Origin of the sequence: Pseudodesulfovibrio senegalensis, assembly GCF_008830225.1 — a bacterium.
Lineage (GTDB): Bacteria > Desulfobacterota > Desulfovibrionia > Desulfovibrionales > Desulfovibrionaceae > Pseudodesulfovibrio > Pseudodesulfovibrio senegalensis.
The window spans coordinates 234,238-253,024 of record NZ_WAIE01000003.1 but is presented as its reverse complement, the minus strand read 5'-3'; the positions used below and the strand labels follow the sequence as shown (position 1 = coordinate 253,024).

At 60.3% G+C, this 18,787-nt stretch carries 15 protein-coding genes; 13 read left to right on the top strand and 2 right to left on the bottom strand.

Annotated features, from left to right (window positions below; genetic code table 11):
* Positions 1-13 precede the first annotated feature (13 nt).
* Positions 14-2,551 carry a preprotein translocase subunit SecA gene (secA, locus tag F8A88_RS09455; protein ID WP_151150894.1) on the top strand — a complete coding sequence of 846 codons (2,538 nt, stop codon included), beginning with the start codon at positions 14-16 and terminating at the stop codon, positions 2,549-2,551.
* Positions 2,552-2,719: 168 nt separating this feature from the next.
* Positions 2,720-4,336 carry a hypothetical protein gene (locus F8A88_RS09450; protein ID WP_151150893.1) on the top strand — a complete coding sequence of 539 codons (1,617 nt, stop codon included), beginning with the start codon at positions 2,720-2,722 and terminating at the stop codon, positions 4,334-4,336.
* Positions 4,337-4,373: 37 nt separating this feature from the next.
* Here the strand turns inward: F8A88_RS09450 and F8A88_RS09445 are convergent, their stop codons facing one another.
* Positions 4,374-4,844 carry a DUF3124 domain-containing protein gene (locus F8A88_RS09445; protein ID WP_194163281.1) on the bottom strand — a complete coding sequence of 157 codons (471 nt, stop codon included), beginning with the start codon at positions 4,842-4,844 and terminating at the stop codon, positions 4,374-4,376.
* A gap of 129 nt (positions 4,845-4,973) precedes the next feature.
* Between F8A88_RS09445 and F8A88_RS09440 the strand changes: the two genes are divergently transcribed.
* The 11 genes from F8A88_RS09440 (at position 4,974) to F8A88_RS09390 (ending at position 17,980) form a co-directional block, all read left to right on the top strand.
* Complete coding sequence (locus F8A88_RS09440) at positions 4,974-5,726, top strand: substrate-binding periplasmic protein (RefSeq protein ID WP_161598372.1); 753 nt, start codon at positions 4,974-4,976, stop codon at positions 5,724-5,726.
* Positions 5,727-5,783: 57 nt separating this feature from the next.
* Positions 5,784-6,614 carry a class D beta-lactamase gene (gene blaOXA, locus F8A88_RS09435; protein ID WP_151150890.1) on the top strand — a complete coding sequence of 277 codons (831 nt, stop codon included), beginning with the start codon at positions 5,784-5,786 and terminating at the stop codon, positions 6,612-6,614.
* A 62-nt stretch (positions 6,615-6,676) separates the two neighbouring features.
* Positions 6,677-7,861: a bifunctional glutamate N-acetyltransferase/amino-acid acetyltransferase ArgJ gene (argJ, locus tag F8A88_RS09430; protein WP_151150889.1), complete on the top strand. Its 1,185-nt coding sequence runs from the start codon at positions 6,677-6,679 to the stop codon at positions 7,859-7,861.
* Positions 7,862-8,069: 208 nt separating this feature from the next.
* Positions 8,070-9,104 carry a helix-turn-helix domain-containing protein gene (locus F8A88_RS09425; RefSeq protein ID WP_151150888.1) on the top strand — a complete coding sequence of 345 codons (1,035 nt, stop codon included), beginning with the start codon at positions 8,070-8,072 and terminating at the stop codon, positions 9,102-9,104.
* Between the two features lie 218 nt (positions 9,105-9,322).
* Positions 9,323-11,458: a TonB-dependent receptor gene (locus F8A88_RS09420; protein ID WP_241667405.1), complete on the top strand. Its 2,136-nt coding sequence runs from the start codon at positions 9,323-9,325 to the stop codon at positions 11,456-11,458.
* Between the two features lie 69 nt (positions 11,459-11,527).
* On the top strand, positions 11,528-12,814 hold the full coding sequence (locus F8A88_RS09415; protein ID WP_161598371.1) for an MFS transporter: 1,287 nt from the start codon (positions 11,528-11,530) through the stop codon (positions 12,812-12,814).
* Positions 12,815-13,019: 205 nt separating this feature from the next.
* Positions 13,020-13,688: a helix-turn-helix transcriptional regulator gene (locus F8A88_RS09410; protein ID WP_151150886.1), complete on the top strand. Its 669-nt coding sequence runs from the start codon at positions 13,020-13,022 to the stop codon at positions 13,686-13,688.
* A gap of 138 nt (positions 13,689-13,826) precedes the next feature.
* A complete protein-coding gene (locus F8A88_RS09405; RefSeq protein ID WP_151150885.1) occupies positions 13,827-14,201 on the top strand; it encodes a RidA family protein in 375 nt (124 codons plus the stop codon).
* A 35-nt stretch (positions 14,202-14,236) separates the two neighbouring features.
* Positions 14,237-15,487: a dicarboxylate/amino acid:cation symporter gene (locus F8A88_RS09400; protein ID WP_241667404.1), complete on the top strand. Its 1,251-nt coding sequence runs from the start codon at positions 14,237-14,239 to the stop codon at positions 15,485-15,487.
* 5 nt (positions 15,488-15,492) lie between these two features.
* Positions 15,493-16,767, top strand: coding sequence for an L-cysteine desulfidase family protein (locus tag F8A88_RS09395; protein WP_151150884.1), 1,275 nt, complete (start codon positions 15,493-15,495; stop codon positions 16,765-16,767).
* A 226-nt stretch (positions 16,768-16,993) separates the two neighbouring features.
* Complete coding sequence (locus F8A88_RS09390; RefSeq protein ID WP_161598370.1) at positions 16,994-17,980, top strand: DUF3089 domain-containing protein; 987 nt, start codon at positions 16,994-16,996, stop codon at positions 17,978-17,980.
* Positions 17,981-18,340: 360 nt separating this feature from the next.
* Here F8A88_RS09390 and rnhA read toward each other — a convergent pair whose 3' ends face one another.
* On the bottom strand, positions 18,341-18,781 hold the full coding sequence (gene rnhA / locus F8A88_RS09385) for a ribonuclease HI (RefSeq protein WP_151151013.1): 441 nt from the start codon (positions 18,779-18,781) through the stop codon (positions 18,341-18,343).
* Positions 18,782-18,787 lie beyond the last annotated feature (6 nt).

Here is an 18,787-nt window from a genome sequence, read left to right as displayed (position 1 = left end):
AGATATACATATAATGATCAAATTTCTCTTCGGGTCGAAAAACGACCGCTTTCTCAAAAAACTCAGGCCGATCGTTGAAAAAATAAACAGCTTCGAACCGGCCATGAAAGAGCTTGCGGACGAGGATTTCCCGGCCCGCATCAGCCAGTGGAAGGAAGAAGTTGCCTCGGGCAAACGCACCCTGGACGACCTGTTGCCCGAATGCTTTGCGCTGGTGCGCGAGGCTGGCTGGCGCGTGTTCGAAATGCGCCACTTCGACGTACAGCTCATCGGCGGCATCGTCCTGCATCAGGGCAAGATTTCCGAAATGAAAACCGGTGAGGGCAAAACCCTGGTAGCCACCCTGGCCGTGGTGCTCAACGCGCTTTCCGGCAAGGGCGTCCACGTGGTCACGGTCAACGACTACCTTGCCAGCCGCGACGCCGAATGGATGGGCCAGCTCTACAATTTCCTCGGCCTTTCCGTGGGCGTGATCGTGCACGGGCTGACCGACGAGGAACGCCAGACCGCCTACAACGCGGACATCACCTACGGTACCAACAACGAATTCGGGTTCGACTACCTGCGCGACAACATGAAGTTCTACAAGGAACAGCTCGTGCAGCGCGAACTCAACTTCGCCATCGTTGACGAAGTGGACTCCATCCTCATCGACGAGGCGCGCACCCCGCTGATCATCTCGGGCGCGGCCGATTCGGCCTCGGGCCTGTACCGACGCATCGACGCGCTGGTCCCCGCGCTCAAGAAATCCTCTCCGCGCGACCCCGAAGACAAGGACACCCTGCCGGACGGCGATTTCGAGCTGGACGAAAAGAGCAAGAGCGTGACCCTCACGGACGCGGGCGTGGAACGCTGCGAGGAACTGCTGGAAATCGACAACCTGTTCGACCCGCAGAACATCTCGCTGCAGCATCACATTCTGCAGGCGCTCAAGGCGCACCACAGTTTCCACCGCGACGTGGACTACATGGTCACGGACGGGCAGGTGGTGCTGGTGGACGAATTCACGGGACGCCCCATGCCGGGCCGCCGCCTTTCCGACGGTCTGCACCAGGCCATCGAGGCCAAGGAAAACGTGAAGGTGGAAAGCGAAAACCAGACGCTGGCCTCCATCACCTTCCAGAACTATTTCCGCATGTACGACAAGCTGGCGGGCATGACCGGTACCGCGGACACCGAATCCGTGGAATTCAACCAGATCTACGGGCTTGAGGTCATCGTCATTCCCACGCACCGCCCCATGGTGCGCAAGGACCATCCGGACGCCATCTTCAAGACGCAGGAAGAAAAATACAACGCCATCGCCCTGTCCATTCAGGAGTGCCACAAGAGCGGCCAGCCCGTGCTGGTGGGTACCGTGTCCATTGAAAAGTCCGAGCTTGTCTCGCGGCTGCTCAAGAAACTCAAGGTCCCGCACAACGTGCTCAACGCAAAGCACCATGAAAACGAGGCCCAGATCGTGGCCGAGGCCGGTGAGCGCGGCAAGGTGACCATCGCCACCAACATGGCGGGCCGCGGCACGGACATCAAATTGGGCGAAGGGGTCAAGGAATTGGGCGGCCTGCACATTCTGGGCACGGAACGCCACGAATCCCGCCGCATCGACAACCAGTTGCGCGGCCGTTCCGGCCGTCAGGGCGACCCGGGCTCCTCGCGCTTCTACCTTGCGCTGGACGACGACCTCATGCGCCTGTTCGGTTCGGACAAGCTCAAGGGCATCATGGACCGGCTGGGCATGGAGGAAGGACAGGCCATCGAAAACAAGATGGTTTCCGGGGCCATTGAAAAGTCCCAGACCCGCGTGGAAGGACACAACTTCGAAATCCGCAAGCAGCTCCTGGAATACGACGACGTCATGAACCAGCAGCGCACGGCCATCTACGACCTGCGCCGCGAACTCATGAACGCGGAAACCATGGACGAAATCGTCGAGGAATACGCCGAAGACCTGTTCGAGGACCTGCTCGGCCCGTTGCAGGGCGGCAAGGACATCGACCAGGAAACGGAAGAGACCGTGCGCGGCCGTCTCGAGGAAATCTTCGATTTCAACCGGTTCCAGGAATTCAGGGATGGCAAGATCCCGTCCATGGACACGGCCATGCAGTGGTACAGGGACATCCTGTCCACGCTCGAAGCCAGCGCCCCGGACCATTATCAGGACATCCTGCGCTACTTCCTGCTGGAAACGCTGGACCGCAACTGGAAGGACCACCTGCTGAACATGGACCACCTGCGCGACGGCATCGGCCTGCGCGGCTACGGCCAGAAGGATCCCAAGCAGGAATACAAGCGCGAAGGTTTCGAACTCTTTCAGGAAATGCTCTACTCCATCAAGGAAAACGCACTGCGCGCCTTCTGCCACCTGCGCATCGAATCCGAAGTCAAGGAAGAGGAATTCCAGCACGAAACCGATGAAAACGTGCAGTACCACGACAATGAGTCCGCACAGAAAAAACAGGAAACCGTGCGCCGCAGCGCCCCCAAGGTGGGCCGCAACGATCCCTGCCCCTGCGGTTCCGGCAAAAAATACAAGAAGTGCTGCGGCCGCTAGCCCGACCTTCGGCAAATACGTTACACAGTCCGCCGCCCTTTGGGGCGGTGGACTTTTTTTGTCGTTTGTCGACGCTCATTATAAAGTTATCCGAAGGAATACCGAAAAACATATATCAGCTGTGTTCACAATGAATATTCGCACGCACATCTTGCCGAGGAGCCACCCATGAGCACGCCCGTTGCCTTTAGCCCGAAGCTGCTTGCCCCGACCAGCCTTGCGGAGAGTACCGTTTCCTCCGATTCCGCGAAAAACCGCACGATGGCAATACCCGATGGCCGGGACGCGGTCTCGCTTTCCCGCGAGGCGCAAATCCAGCGGGAATCACAGACCGAGGAAACCAGCGGAAACGTCTGGAAGTCCCGTTACGGCTTCCGGGAAGGCACCACCACGCTGGCCAACGGCCGCACGCAGGTGGTCTCCTTTGAAGACAACCAGATGCATTTGCAGGAATACAAGGGCGGACGGCTGGTCAAGAAAATGACCGGGACCACGGATGGCGAGACCATGACCACGGATGTCGAGCATTACGACGACAATGGCCGGGTCACACAGACCGTGAGCACCACACTCACCGGGCTGGGCGATAACGCCTCCAAGCATACCACCGCCGCCATGCACCGCAGCATCCAGTGGTACGACCATGGCGAAATCATCCGCGAAATGACGGACAGCACAACGCTGGACGCCAGCTATGTGCGCATCGGCACCGATGCCTTCGGAACAACCGCGACCAGCCTGCAGGACATGGTCAACCACATGACCGACGATTCGCTGCACCTCTCCTACCGGGCAGACCTGCAGGAATACGAGGACGGCAAACTGCGGCGCACGGCGCAGGCTTCCTATATGGCGGATTCCTGGCGGCAGACCAACCGGACGGGCAAATTCAACTCCGGCCAGAATCCCGGAACGTCAAAAATGCAGAACGGAAAATCCGCAATCTCCTATTCCATGACCGAATACGATCAGGACGGGGAGCGGCTGCGCGAGGCCTCGTTTTCCGACAGGATCGACACCAAGAAAAAACAGTTTGGCGAGGTGCCTGTTCTCAAGCAGGAGCTTTCCGTGCGGTGGTTCTCACAGGGCGAGCTGGTCAAAAATTCACACGGCACCCTGACCGCAGAGCAAAGCAGAACGCAGCCTTTGCCGGACCGGCGGCCCAACCTGCTGTCGTCCACCCATGTCCCGGTCGAAGAATATGCCGGAGACAAGCCACTTGCCGCCGGGGAAATGCTGGCCTCCGGGTTCATGAGGCATGACGGGGACGCGGCCACGGGCATGGCCTTGAGCCAATATGAAGACGCCGGAGACGCCAACGCCCAGTTCAACGGCAAGGGACCGTATCAGATATCCATGGAAAGCGAGACATACCGGGACGGAAAAATCGTTGCCCGCCAAACGGACAGCGAACGCGCGCAAAAAAACGTCCTGCCCGTGGAAAACGGATTCCGCACGGGCGGTTCCCTCACGGAAGACGATGTGCCGGGCATCCTGCTGAGCAGCGAGCACGGCGAGGAAAGCTACCGGGACGGGGTTTCGGAAAAGAAGGCAGTATTGCGATCGCACGAGGTCATGAACCGGGACGACAACAACGTGTTGTTCGTGGAAACCGTGCAACACGGCACCATGACCGAAAACGGACAGAGCAAAACGCTGACCAACGTGTTGCGGGCAGGACTGGTCCAAACCGATCAGGAACGTGGCAACGCACGCACGGCATGGAACAGCGAAGCCGGCCCCACCGTGGCCGACATGCTGCAAGTGATGGGAACCCGGCCGTAGTCCGGGAACTGCCGAAGAGCCGGGATGCGCTGGCGCGTCAACGTCCGTCTTCGCTGATGACCCAGCCGTCGCACACAAAGGATATTCCCTGCGTGGAGGCCGTGCCGATCATGACCGCCTGGACCAGCGGGGCGTTGACCGGACCGGAAGCGTTCCATTGCACCAGAAAATTGGCCCCAGACCCGCCGGACGTGTCCCGCTCCATAATGAGGTGTTCGGCAGTGGCCAGCGGTTGCACCACCACGGGCTCTTCCAGAAACTTCTTCACCAGCGTACCGTCCGAACCATAATAGCGCACCGAAGTAACGGTGATGGCGTTGGAGGGATCGGTATTGCGAATGCTGAGCAAGGCCGACAGGTTGTAGGGCCGGGCCTTGATACCCTGATATATATGGGAATATACCGGAACATATACGGTCTGTCCCGAAGAGATAATGACAGTTTCAGCAAGGGCCGGGGTTGCGGCCAGCGTCAGGGCGAACACGGTAAGCAAACAACGTCGGATCATGACAAGCTCCATGCGGTCTTTTTGTTTATGGTCTTCATATGCCCGTTCGCGGAAAGGTTGGCAAGGGGAGCTTGCCTGCCCGAAAAGAGGGTGATAATGATTCGTGACTCACGAACGATGGAGATGCCGGTGACCCGACTTCTGATAACATTTTTCCTTGTCATGACTTTCTCGGGGTCGGCGCTGGCCGAGCAGGTCTTTCGCGTCGGCGTCGAAGATATCCGCTACTATCCACAGTATTCCACCAACCTCGGCATCTATACAGGATTCAGCAGGGTCGTGCTGGACGAATTCGCCCAAGAGCACGGCTACCGGTTCGAATACGTGCCCCTGCCCGTACTGCGCCTGTATTCCCGTTTCCTGCACGGCAAGGACCTGGATTTCAAATACCCGGACAACGCCCTGTGGCAGCCGCAGGAACGCCAAGGCATGGAAATCTTCTACAGCGACGAGGTTTCCGAAGCCTACGACGGCGTCATGGTGCTGCCCCTGCGCAAGCGCACGCAGGTTCGTCAGCTCAGGACACTGGCCACGGTGCGGGGCTTCACCGCCACCAAATACGAACACCTCATCAAATCCGGGCAGGTCCGCCTGAGCTATTGCGACGACTACGATTCTCTCATCCAGATGGTACTGCGAGGTCGTGTGGACGGCGGGTTCGGCTGCCTTGCCGTGGCCCGTTACCACCTTGACCACATGGAACGCTCGCACGAAGCCCTTACATTGGCGCCCGATTTGCCGTATACAAGAGTCAGCTACCGCCTTTCAACCTTGAATCACCCCGAAGTGATCGAGCAGTTGAACGAATTTCTGCGTGCCAACCACGAGCGATTCATGCTGCTGCGCGACCGTTTCGGCCTTTCCAGACGGGTCACCCGATAGCCCGTTCGGCGTTGGTCCCGTGCCGATGCCGCCCCACGATTCGAGGAGGTTGCCCTCATGGAGAAACTCGGCTCCCTGCTGACGGTCCTGCTGCTGTGCATGGGCTGTGCGCACACGTCCCCCAAGGCCCCGGCTCCCAGCACCATCAAACCGGCCCGCAAGACTGAACCCGCAAAACCCAAGACGGAACCGGCCGCATCCACCAGCGCGTCCGTGGTCATCTTCAATCCCAAGACCCAGAAATGGTCCTTCAAGAACCGGGACCGCGCTCAAAAGGACTGGCTGCCCGCCTCCACCTTCAAGATACTGCACACGCTCATCGCGCTGCAGTCCGGAGTGGTCGACAAGGACGAGGTCTTCAAATGGAACGGCGTCCGGTACCAGTCAAAGGAGTGGAACAGAGACCAAACCCTGGAGTCCGCGTTCAAACATTCCGTGATCTGGGTTTATCAGATCATCGCCAAACGCATCGGCACGGACCGCATGCAAAACTATGTGGACCTGTGCGGCTACGGAAACCGCTGCATAGAAGGAAAGGCGGACTCCTTCTGGCTCGACGGCGGACTGCGCATCACCTCGCGCCAGCAGATCGAATTCCTGCGCCAGTTGCAGGCTGAAACCCTGCCTTTTTCACCGTCTCACATGCGCTTTGTGAAGAAAATCATGGTCCGCAACGGCGGCAAGACATGGCTCATGCGCGCCAAGTCAGGATGGGCGCAACGCGTTAAGCCGCAGTTTGGCTGGCTCGTGGGCTGGGTGGAAAACGGCAAGGATGTCTGGTTTTTCGCCACCAACGTGGAAATACGGACCCGCGAGGATGCCGGGAAACGCATGAGCATGTCTATGGCCGCGCTGCGGGAGGCAGGCGCCATACCACCGGAAAAATAGTTGGAAAACGGTCCTGTTCGGAGTATGCAACCGTTTTCCACGAACCAACAACGGAGCAGACCATGACAGCGGTTCCCAAGGGTTTCGGCTTTGCCGCCATTGAGGGCGGCCTCAAGTACAGCGGCCGTCTCGACCTGGCCATGATCGTCAGTGAAACGCCCGCGGCCACGGCCGGAGTGTTCACCACCAACACCTTCAAGGCCGCGCCCGTACTGCACTGCCGGGCCGCGCTGGACCGAACCCCCATGCACCGGGCCATTCTGGTCAACGCAGGTTCGGCCAACGCCTGCACCGGCCGGCAGGGCGCGGACAACTGCCGCGAAACCCGCGAACTGGCCGCCACGGCCGCCCATGTGCCGGAGGACGAAATCCTGACCGCGTCCACGGGCGTCATCGGCCTGCAGTTCGACATGGAAAAATGGCGTGCCGCCATGCCCGCACTGGGCGAACAGCTCGGCAAATCCACACCCGAAGACGTTGCCCGGGCCATCATGACCACGGACACGGTGCCCAAGCTGGTGAGCCGCGAGTTCACGCTCTCGGGCGGCACCGTGCGCATGCTCGGCATGTGCAAGGGCGCGGGCATGATCTGCCCGAACATGGCCACCCTGCTCTCGTTCGTGTGCTGCGACGCTGCCGTGGACCCGGAGCACTGGCAGGGCATCTTCACCTATTGCGCGGACAACAGCTTCAACCGCATCACCATTGACGGCGACACCTCCACCAACGACACCTACATCGGCATGGCCAACGGCGCTTCCGGCGTCAGGGCCGAATCCGAGGACGACCTCAGAATACTGTGCGACGAGCTGCTCAAACTCTCGCAGGACATGGCCTACAAGATCGTGCAGGATGCCGAGGGCGGCACCAAGGTGGCGCGCATACAGGTGCGCGGCGCGGCCGACGAGGTGGACGCGGAACTGGTGGCGCGGGCCATAGCCGATTCCCCGCTGGTCAAGACCGCCCTGTTCGGGTGCGACGCCAACTGGGGCCGCATCATGTGCGCGGCAGGCTACTCGGGCGCACAGTTCGACGCCGAATCCGTGACACTGGAAATCGGCGGGGTGCGCATCTTTGAAAAGGGCATGCCCGTGCCCGGCGACATGGATGCCCTGCTCGAGCCGGTCATGGCCGAAACCGACGTGCTCATCAGCGTGGGACTCGGGGCAGGATCGGCCTCGGCCGAACTGCTGGCCTCGGACCTGACCAAGGAATACGTGGCCATCAACGCGGATTACCGAAGCTGAAAAAAACGGCACACACATCACCCGACGTGAAAAACGCGCCGGTTTCGGGTACCCGCCTGAAACCGGCGTTTTCCGTTTCCCGGTCAACAAGGCCCCCTGTTCTGCAGCGCCCGAACAAGCGCATGTCCGTATTGACTTGCGCCCGCATCAACGCGTATGACTCATTTTCGATAATGAAATTCATAATCAAAAAGGAAGTCCCACAGCCATGTCCACCGGGTCACATACAGCAGCAAGAACCGCGTTGCAGGCAAGAAAAACGTCCGCTGAAGCGGCCGATGCAGCCGTGCGCCAGTTTCCGGGCATGGGCGGCAAGGAGGCACAGTTCAAATCACTGTGGCAGGAAGCGCGCATCCGGCCCGGTGTTTGCGTCAGTATCCTCGACGCCTCGCTGACCGACGACTTTTCCTTCCAATATCAAAAAAGGAACCGCTTCATCGACTTCGGATTCTTCCTTGAAGGCGGTTTCATCAACAACCTGCGGCACACCCACCTCGGTTCCCTGAACATGGAAAACCGGGCCGGTCAGGGCGGCATGGGCTACCTGCACGAGGCCGGGGGAACCGTGACCGTGCCGGCCGGGCAAAATACACGCATCATCCATGTGCATGTGCTGCCGCAAACCCTGCAAACCATGCTCGGCGACGACACGGCGCTGGTCTGCCGCGAATTGCAACGGGTTCTGGAAAATCGGCCCCGCCATGACTTTTTCAAGAAAAAAAAGCTGTCCCCCAAAATTCAGGCGGTCGCCAACGAACTCTTCTTCAGCACGCGCAACAGGACCGAATCGCGCATGTACATGGAGGGCAAGGTACTGGAGCTGCTGGCCCTGCAACTCATGGAAAACCTGCCGGGCACGCCCGGCCGCGAATCCGCACTGAGCCCGCGCGAGCAGGAGCGCATCCATGCGGTGCGCCGCTATTTGGAACAAAACCATGCCGCCCCGCCGTCCCTTGCCGATCTGGCTGAAAAATTCGCCATGAGCGTGACCCGCATGCAGACCGGATTCCGGGCGGCCTACGGGTTCTCCGTGTTCGGATTCCTCAAGGAATACCGGCTGCAACGAGCAAAAATGCTCTTTGAGGAAGGCGACATGAACGTCAGCGAGGTGGCCTGGGCCATCGGCTACATCAACCTCAGCCATTTCAGTGCGGCCTACAGAAAACGCTTCGGCGTGCTGCCCAAGGCCTACATGCAGTCCATCCGCGCCTGTGGGCGCGGTCCTTCCGCCTCTTCCCGCTAGCTTTTCCTTTGCCGGAGCATGGGTTGCCTGTTCGGGCTTCTCTGCGGCCGCTTTTTGCGCGCTACGGCTGTCGGGGCAAAACAATGTTCGCTGAGAGCAGAAATCATTCTCAACACGGCATACATCTCTACGACACCAAACGAGGGTCAGGGAAGCCGTGCGGCCGACCGCACGCGCGTCCGCGGAAGTGAACATTCATCCATTCAGGTTGTCGTGACATGATGCAAAAGAAAAGAAGGAAAGCGGGCATGATCGTGTCCGTGGCCGTCGCACTGCTGCTGACGGCATCCGTGGCCGCATGGGCCGCGGACGATGACGGGGAGGCGCTGCGCCTTGAACCGGTGACGGTGAGCGCGGAAAAACGGACCCAAGAGGCGCAGGACATTCCGGCCAGCATGACGGTCCTCGAGGAATCGGACATCCGTGACATGGGCATCGAGGACACCTCGGACCTTGCCGAGCAGGTGCCCAACCTCGAATTCAACGACGTGGGCAGCCGCAGGCACGGCCTCATGTTCCTGCGCGGCATCAAGAGCCTGCCCACGGGCGAGCCGGCAACGGGCTTCTACGTGGACGACGTCAACTATTCCAAGTCCTACATGTTCAACTTTCCGCTCTTTGACGTGGAGCGGATCGAAGTGCTCAAGGGACCGCAGGGAACGCTCTACGGCCGCAACTCCATCGGCGGGGTCATCAACGTGCATACCCGCCAGCCGGACAACGAGGTCGTGGCCAACGTGGGCACCACCATCGCCAACTTCGACCGCAAGGAACTGCGCGGCAGCTGGAGCGGGCCGATCATCGAGGACAAGCTCTTCATGGGCATATACGCCATGGCCGAGGAATCCGAAGGTTACATGAAAAACGACGTGGACGCGGACGGCGGCAACGGACGCCACACGGACGGTCAGGCCATGCGCCTGAAGCTGCGCTGCCTGGCCTCGCAGGATTGGGAGATCAACCTGACCCTGGACGGCCAGCAGCACGACGACGGGGCCTATCCCTTCCGCAGGACCGCGCGCAACGGACTGGTCAAGGCGGGCGCGTTTCCCGAGGACGACCGTTACCACTATTCCCATGACTACGAGGGAACGCAGGAAAACGACTGCTGGGGCGCAACCCTCACTTCGAAATATGAAACCGGCATCGGTACGTTCCATTCCATCACCGGGTTCCGCGATTTCGACAGCGACGAGCACATCGACGCGGACTTCAGCCCGCTGGACAGGATGGTCAAGCGCTACATCCAGAACGACGACAACGTCTCGCAGGAGTTCCGGCTGGTTTCGCCGGACGACGACGGCCCGTTCAAGTGGCTGGCCGGAACCTACTTCTTCCACATGGATTCCGAAAACAAGCTCACCAACACCTTTGGCGCGGATTCCCCCACGCCGGGCCGGGAGGTGTACTTCAAGACCAACAAGACCAATTCCGGGGCAGCGGCGTTCGGACAGGGAACGTACACCTTCTTCGACAAACTCGACCTGACCCTTGGCCTGCGTTTCGAATACGAACACGCCGAAGCCGATTCCACCATGGAAAACACCCCGTCCGGCGGTCCCACGGTCACGGCCGGGCACATGGACGGTTCGCAGGATTTCACGGCGTTTCTGCCCAAGCTGGCGCTGGCCTGGCATTTTGACGGGGACCACATGGCCTACGGAACCGTTGCCCGCGCGCACCGCAGCGGCGGCTTCAACGACGCCTCGGCCCCGGCGGGCAAGGAATCCTTTGACGAGGAAGACAGCTGGCTCTACGAGGTGGGCGTAAAGTCATACTTCATGGACCAGCGGCTCATGCTCAACCTGAGCGGCTTCTACACCACCATCGAAGACGAGCAACTCCCTCTGTTCGAGACAGGCTACATGCAGTCCTACACGGCCAACGCGGGCAAGTCCCACCGCATGGGCCTTGAAATGGAGTCACGCTTCAAGGTTGCGCAGGGGCTGGATCTGAGCGCCAACTTCTCGTGGATACAGGCTGAATTCGATGAATACGAGGACACGGTTCTCGGCGTGGACTACGAGGGCAACACGATCTTTTGCGTGCCCGAATACACCTACGGGCTGGCGCTGGACTACCGCCGCCCGCTCAACGAGGACTGGGGCTTTTTCGGAAGAATCAACCTCACCGGGGTTGGCTCGCGCTACTTTGACGACGCCAACAATGTGAAGGAGGACCCGTACAATCTGGTCAACCTGCGCGTGGGCGTGGAGGGCGAACACCTCGACTGCTACCTGTGGGCCAAAAACGTGTTCGACGAGGAATACGTGCTCTTTGAAAACACCACGGCAGGCATTGCCGAAGACGGCGCACCCCGCACCTTCGGTCTTACCGTGGATTACCGATTCTAAGACAATGCGGCTTCCGGTGCCGGAACATTCATGGTTCCGGCACCGTGGCCGCATCAGGGAGACACGACCATGTCCGCCACACGTTCCGGTCCCGCCCCCGGCGGTTCGCTTTCGCACAAGATGCTGCTGCTCGCTTCCATGTATCTGTGCCAGGCCATTCCCATGGGCTATGTGTTCGGCTGCATGCCGGTCATCATGCGCCAGAACCACATGTCGCTGGCAAGCATCGGCGGGCTGTTCGTGCTGCATCTGCCGTGGGCCTTCAAGTTCATCCACGCCTCATGGGTGGACTCCCACTACCTGCCAGCGCTGGGCCGCAGGCGTTCGTGGATATTCCCCCTGCAATGGGTGGGCGCGTGCCTGTTGCTCGTGGCCGCGCACATGCCGCCGGAAACCGATTTCACGGCCATGTTCGTGGTGCTGCTGCTCCTGAACATGGTCATGGCCACCAACGACATTGCCGTGGACGGCTACGCCACGGACATACTGGAGCCGCACGAACGCTCATGGGGCAATACCGTGCAGGCCGGTGCGCGCTACGTGGGCATGATGCTCGGCGGCGGGCTCATGCTCGTGCTGCACGACTCCTTTGGCTGGCAGACCCTGTGCCACATCCTCGCGGCCACGGTCTTCGGGCTCAGCCTGCCGGTTTTCCTGCACAGGGAGATTCCGTCCCTGTATGAACGCCATGACAGCCAGAAACACGAACGTACCGGCCTGCGGGCCTTTGTGCGCCGTCCGGGCGTGCTGTGGCTGCTGCCCGTGCTCATCGGGCCAACGGCCTTTGCCTTTTCATCGTTCCAGATGCGCATGCCCCTGTTCGTGGACCTCGGCATGACCGGCCCGGTCATGGGCAAGCTCATGATGCGTTTCGCCTATCCCGCGGGGCTGGCCGGAACCATTGCCAGCGGCTGGCTGCTGCACCGCTTCGGGCCGCGCCTTTTCCTGCGTGTGTTCTGCCTGACCGTTGCCGGGCTGGCCGCCTATACCGTGCTCATTGCCGGGGCGCACTCCATTGCGCCGTGGAAGACCGCGCTGGTGCTTTCGCTGGACAACATCCTCATGGGCGGCATCAACGTCTGGGGCTTCACCCTCATGATGCGCGCCTGCGCCGGGCACGATTCCGGCACCGGATTCGCCCTGCTCAGCAGCCTGTTCATTCTGGTGCCGCTGGCCACCGCACCCCTGTTCGGCATGGTCGGAGACACGATCGGATTCGAGGCATTGTATCTGCTCTTGGGATTGTTGAGCCTTGCCGGATTCGCGCTGGCCGAGTGGGCCATGCGCAGGGGCGATTCGCAACACGGCCTCGGCCTGAGCCGGATGCTGCGTTTTGTTTCCGGCGGAAATGTTTGAATGAAATATGGGGAGGAGGCCTATGAAAAGGCCCCCACCCCCTCCCGAATCGTCCGCGAGAGGCAAACGCGCGGCCGAATCGCATAAATGGGCCGTGAACGAACGTTCCTGATGCCCCCCCCGACATTCTCAATTTGACAAATCCTCTTTCACCGCGATACCAAAATCTCTCCGTAATAAAAATTTATCACGACAAGGAGTTGCTTTGTCCGCCCACAAAACGCCGCCACGTTTTATTGACGCCTACATCCCCCTGGTCCAGTTTCTGGGAGAATTCATCGGCCCCAACTGCGAAATAGTGCTGCACGACACCACATCCAAGGAAAACTCGGTGCTGGCCATCGCCAACAACCACATCACGGGCCGCAGGAAAGGCGCGCCCCTCACGGATCTGGCCCTCAAGTTTTTGAAGACCAGGGAATACGAACGCCGGGACTGGGTCATGGGCTATGTGGCGCGGTCAAAGGATGACCGCCCCCTGCACTCGGCCACCTATTTCATCCGGGACAACAACGAACTGGCCGGCATGCTCTGCCTGAACATGGACCTTTCGGACATGATCAACGCCCGGGACACGCTGAACCGCATCATCAGCTTCGTGAACAAGGACAGCGCCAACGCCAAGGACGCGCCCGACCAGAGCGAAACGTTTTCCGAATCCATCGAGGACCTGACCGAAAACCTCATCGAACAGATCATCAACCGGGCGGAAATTCCTCCCAAGCGGATGACGGCCGCGGAAAAGATGGACCTTGTCCGCGTTCTGGACGAACGGGGCGTATTCCTGCTCAAGGGCACGGTGGCCGTGGTGGCCGACCGTCTCGCAGCTTCCGAGGCGACCATCTACAGATACCTGCAGAAAATCCACTCCTAGCCTCCTTGTGTGATAATTTTTTCTTATATTTTGCAGAAAATTTATTGACCTAATATTTTTTTCGCAATACAAGAAAAAATCAATCGAGGGCAGCGGCACGATCCCTGCCCTGAAATATCACACCAACAAGGAGGCATCATGCCCACTCGTATCGACACCGAAAAAGCACCTGCTGCCGTTGGCCCATACTCACAGGGTATGGTCAGCGGCAATCTGGTGTTCACGTCCGGACAACTGCCCATTGTCGCCGAAACCGGAACAATGCCCGAGACCATCGAGGAACAGGCCAAGGCGTCGCTGGAAAACGTCAAGGCAATCCTTGAATCCGCGGGTTCATCCATGGACCGCGTCATCAAGACCACGGTGTTTTTGAGCGACATCGGCAATTTCGCCGCGGTCAACGAGGTTTACGCCACCTATTTCGACAAGCCCTTCCCGGCGCGCAGCTGCTTCGAGGTGGCCTGCCTGCCCAAGGAAGCTCTCGTTGAAATCGAAGTGATCGCGGAGAAGTAGGCGTATCACGGCTCCTGCCTGCGCAGGAGCCGTTCATGAGTACTCACATACCTGGAGGTTCTCACATGTCCAACGGTTCCAAGCGCAAAGGCGAATTCGGCCTCATCATACAACTTCTCATCGGCATTGCGGCCGGTGTTGTCATCGGACTGGTAGCCAATGAATCGGCCATGGAGGTCATTGCCACAGTCAAGCACGTGCTCGGCCAGATCATCTTCTACACCGTTCCGCTTGTCATCATCGCGTTCATTGCCCCGGCCATCACCCGCCTGGGCCAAAACGCCAGCAAGATGCTGGGCGCAGGCGTGACCGTGGCCTATCTTTCGGCCGTGGGTGCGGCCACCATGGCCTGTGTGGCCGGGTACATGATCATCCCGCATCTTTCCATCGCAACCCAGGTGGAAAGCCTGCGCGAAATCCCCGAAGTGGTTTTCCAGCTCAACATCCCCCCGGTCATGCCGGTCATGACCGCTCTGGTAACGGCCATCATCCTCGGCGTGGCCACCCTGTGGAGCAAGGCCAAGACCTTTGAAAAAATCCTCTGCGAATTCGAAGGCATCATGATGCAGGTCGTCACCAAAATCGTCATCCCCCTGCTGCCTTTCTTCATTGCCACCACCTTTGCCGGGCTGGCCTACGAAGGCAGTCTGACAAAACAGCTGCCCGTGTTCCTGCAGGTCATCGTGCTGGTGCTCGTGGGCCATGCCATCTGGCTGACTGTCCTCTACACCCTCGCCGGCGTCATTTCCGGGCGCAACCCCATCGAAGTTCTGCGCCACTACTCCCCCGCATACCTGACCGCAGTCGGCACCATGTCCAGCGCCGCAACGCTGCCCGTGGCCCTGGAGTGCGCATCCAAATCCAAGGTGCTCAGCCGCAACACGGTTGAATTCATGGTTCCCATGGGGGCCACGATCCACCTGTGCGGTTCCGTGCTCACGGAAACCTTCTTTGCCATGACCATCTCCCAAATGCTCTACGGAACCCTGCCCGAACTCAGCACCATGATGCTCTTCATCGTGCTCTTCGGCATCTTCGCCATCGGAGCACCGGGCGTTCCCGGCGGCACGGTCATGGCCTCCCTCGGCATCGTGGTGGGCGTGCTCGGGTTCGACCCGGCAGGCGTGGCCCTGCTCCTGGCCGTATTCGCCCTGCAGGACAGCTTCGGCACCGCCTGCAACGTCACCGGGGACGGCGCCCTGACCCTGATGCTGGAAGGCTTCTTCAACCGCCACGGCCAGTTGCAGGAAACAGAACCTTCCTGCGCAACTTCCAACAACGAGTAAACATCATGATAAAACCCGAATGGAACGACTTTGTGGCCCTGCTCAAAAGGGAAGTCGTGCCCGCTCTCGGATGCACCGAGCCCATCACCATCTCCCTGGCCACGGCCAGCGCGGTGAAGGCCCTTGGAAAAAATCCGGAGACCGTCAGCGTCAAGGTCAGCGGGAACCTGCTCAAGAACGGCATGGGCGTGGGCGTGCCCGGAACCGGCATGACCGGCCTGGACATCGCTGCGGCCGTGGGAGCCACGGGCGGCAACGCCGACCTCTCCCTTGAAGTGCTCCGCGACCTGACAAGGGAGCAGATTGCCGAAGGCAGGAAGATGCTGGCCGAAAATCGCGTCAGCGTTGAACTGGCCGACACCAGGGAACTGCTCTATGCGGCAGTGACGGTGATACACGGCGAAGACTCCGCACACTGCGTCATTGCCCGCAACCATACCGCCATTGTCCTGCTGGAACGAAACGGTGAGGAGATATTCTCCGCGCCCTGGCCCGGCGAATCCGAAGAGGACGAAAACTGGCCCCTGACCATGGAGCGCATTCACGATTTTTCCGTGAACGCACCCTTTGACATGATCTCCTTCATTCTGGAGGCCGCCCGCCTCAACGAGGCCATTGCCGCAGAAGGCATGCAGCATGACTGGGGGCTCAAAGTGGGCAAATCCATTGAAGAGGACATCAAGCAGGGCCTGCGCGCCGATGCCGTGGCATCCTGCGCCATAAAGATGGCTGCAGCCGCCTCGGATGCCCGCATGGACGGCGTCATGTTGCCGGTCATGAGCAACTCGGGCAGCGGCAACCAGGGCATCACCGCCACCATCCCGGTGGTGGCCATGGCCCGCAAGCAGGGCATTGCCGACGAACCCCTGGCCCGCGCCCTGATCATGAGCCACCTCACGGCCATCCACGCCAAACATCATCTGGGCCGCCTTTCCGCCCTGTGCGGTGCGGTGCTGGCCGCCACGGGCGCCAGCTGCGGCATGGTGCTGCTCATGGGCGGCGGACTCAAGGAAGCGGGTTTCGCCATCAAGAACATGGTCGGCAGCATTGCTGGCATGATCTGCGACGGGGCCAAGCCCGCCTGTTCCCTGAAGGTCGCCTCCGCAGTGGAGGCCGCGGTACAGGCCGCATTCCTTGCCAAACGGGGCACTTCCGCCAACGGACACGAAGGCATCGTGGACGACGACGTGGAAGCTTGCATCCGCAATCTCGGCCGCCTTGGAACCTGCGGCATGGCCCAGACCGACAAGGTGATCCTGGACATCATGGTGGGCAAATAGCCCCGAACCAGTCCATATAATGAAGAAAAGGCGGGACCGACACTCCCGCCTTTTCTTGTGGCCGGCAGTTCTGGAAACACGGCCAAGAGCACCCCTTCCATGATTCGCTTCCCTGCGCATGGCTGCAGCCAATCCGTTGCGCTGCGGCACAGCAGATAATACTTCCACCGGTTCCCATTCCGTTGCATCATCCGGGCCCGTCCCCAACCCCAAAAAGGAACTGTCCATGCCTCTACTCAAATCAACCGCGCTCGCCCTTGTACTGACCATCATCGCAACGGCAGCAGCCCTGGCCCTGCCGCCCCTCGACACGGCTCCGATTCCCCCGGCACCCGACTACGCGCAGCAACAGTCATGGCTGGCAAAACCCGCCGTGCCCACGGCCCCGGTGGACGTATTCTTCGTCTATCCCACGGTATTGTTCGACGACGAACACTGGCTCATGGACACCACGGCCCCGGCCATGCGCGCAGCCTCAATGGCCCCACTGAAGACGCAGGCCTCGGTATTCGAGGGGCAGGCCAACATCTATGCGCCCATGTACCGGCAGATGAATCTGGCCGGATTGACCCAGCCCGAAGAACAGCTTGAAAAACTCAAGAAAATCGCACGCAACGATGTCTGGCGCGCCCTGAACCATTACCTTGAGCACGAAAACAACGGCCGCCCGTTCTTTCTGGCCGGACACAGCCAGGGCTCGCTCATGCTCACGGACCTCATGCTGGAGCACTGGGGCACAACCGGCGCGGAAAAGCGCATGATCGCGGCCCTGCTCATCGGCTGGTGCATGACCGAAGAGGAACTCGCCGCGCATCCGGCCATCGCCATGTGCGAAGCCGCCTCGGACACGGGATGCGTGGTCTCCTACAACACCATGGCCCCGGGCAGACAGGACGTTGCGCCCACCCTGCGGCCCGGCGCGGCAGTCACCAACCCGCTCTCATGGACCACGGACACGAACCTCGTTTCGGCCGAGCGCAACCTCGGGGCCGTGTTCTTTGACGCGCACGACAAGCCCACGGGCGTGCGTCCGCATTTCACCTCGGCGCAAATTCAGGACGGCGGGCTGATCGTGCATCCCGAAAACGTGGAGCTGGTCACGGTCAAGGGCGGCCACTTCCCCCATGGCGTCTACCACGCGTTCGACTATTCGCTGTTTTATGAAAACCTGAAGGCCAACATAGCCCAGCGCATCAGCGCCTTTTCCCGTTAGGCATCGCTGGACGGGGGGGGTGAAGTTTTTTTGGGGAGGGCCCTTTTGAAAAAGGGCCCTCCCCAAACCCCTCCCCCAAAACTTTTTGGCGAGCGGCCGGTTTGCATAGCAAACCGGCCGCTGGGGTGTTGCGGGGAAACGAAAAACTATTTCTGCTGAATCGCCCACCCGTTCCGCATTCGCAGAATGCGGAACAGAAAAGGGTCAAGGGACGTGTCCCTTGCGGGTGCAGGGCAGCGCCCTGCCCTCCGAAGGAGCAACAAGGCGCGCCAAACGGGACAGAACCGACGCGTATTTCACATACGCGAGGGGTTGGCCCGTTTGAAGCAACGCCGCAGATTGCCGCTTTTCAACAGCCTGCTAGCGTTGGTCGGGGAGAAGGTCGGATGAGGATGCGGCAGTGCGCGCCAACTCGTCGCAACGCTCGTTTTCGGGATGCCCGCTGTGGCCCTTGACCCAGCGGAAGTCCACCTGATGCCGTTCGAGCTGGGGCATGAGCTGTTGCCAGAGATCCTGATTCTTGACCGGCTTCTTGGCCGCGGTTTTCCAGCCGTTGCGCTGCCAGTTCTTGAGCCAGCCCTTGGTGATGGCCTGCTGCACGTATTTGGAGTCGGTCCACAATTGAACGTCGCATGAGCGGGTCAGTGTTTCCAGCCCCCGGATCACGGCCAGAAGCTCCATGCGATTGTTGGTGGTATCACTGTAGCCTTGAGAAAGTTCCTTACGGTTGTCACCGTAAACCAGAACCGCGCCATAGCCGCCGGGGCCGGGATTGCCGAGGCACGATCCGTCCGTATACATGGTCAC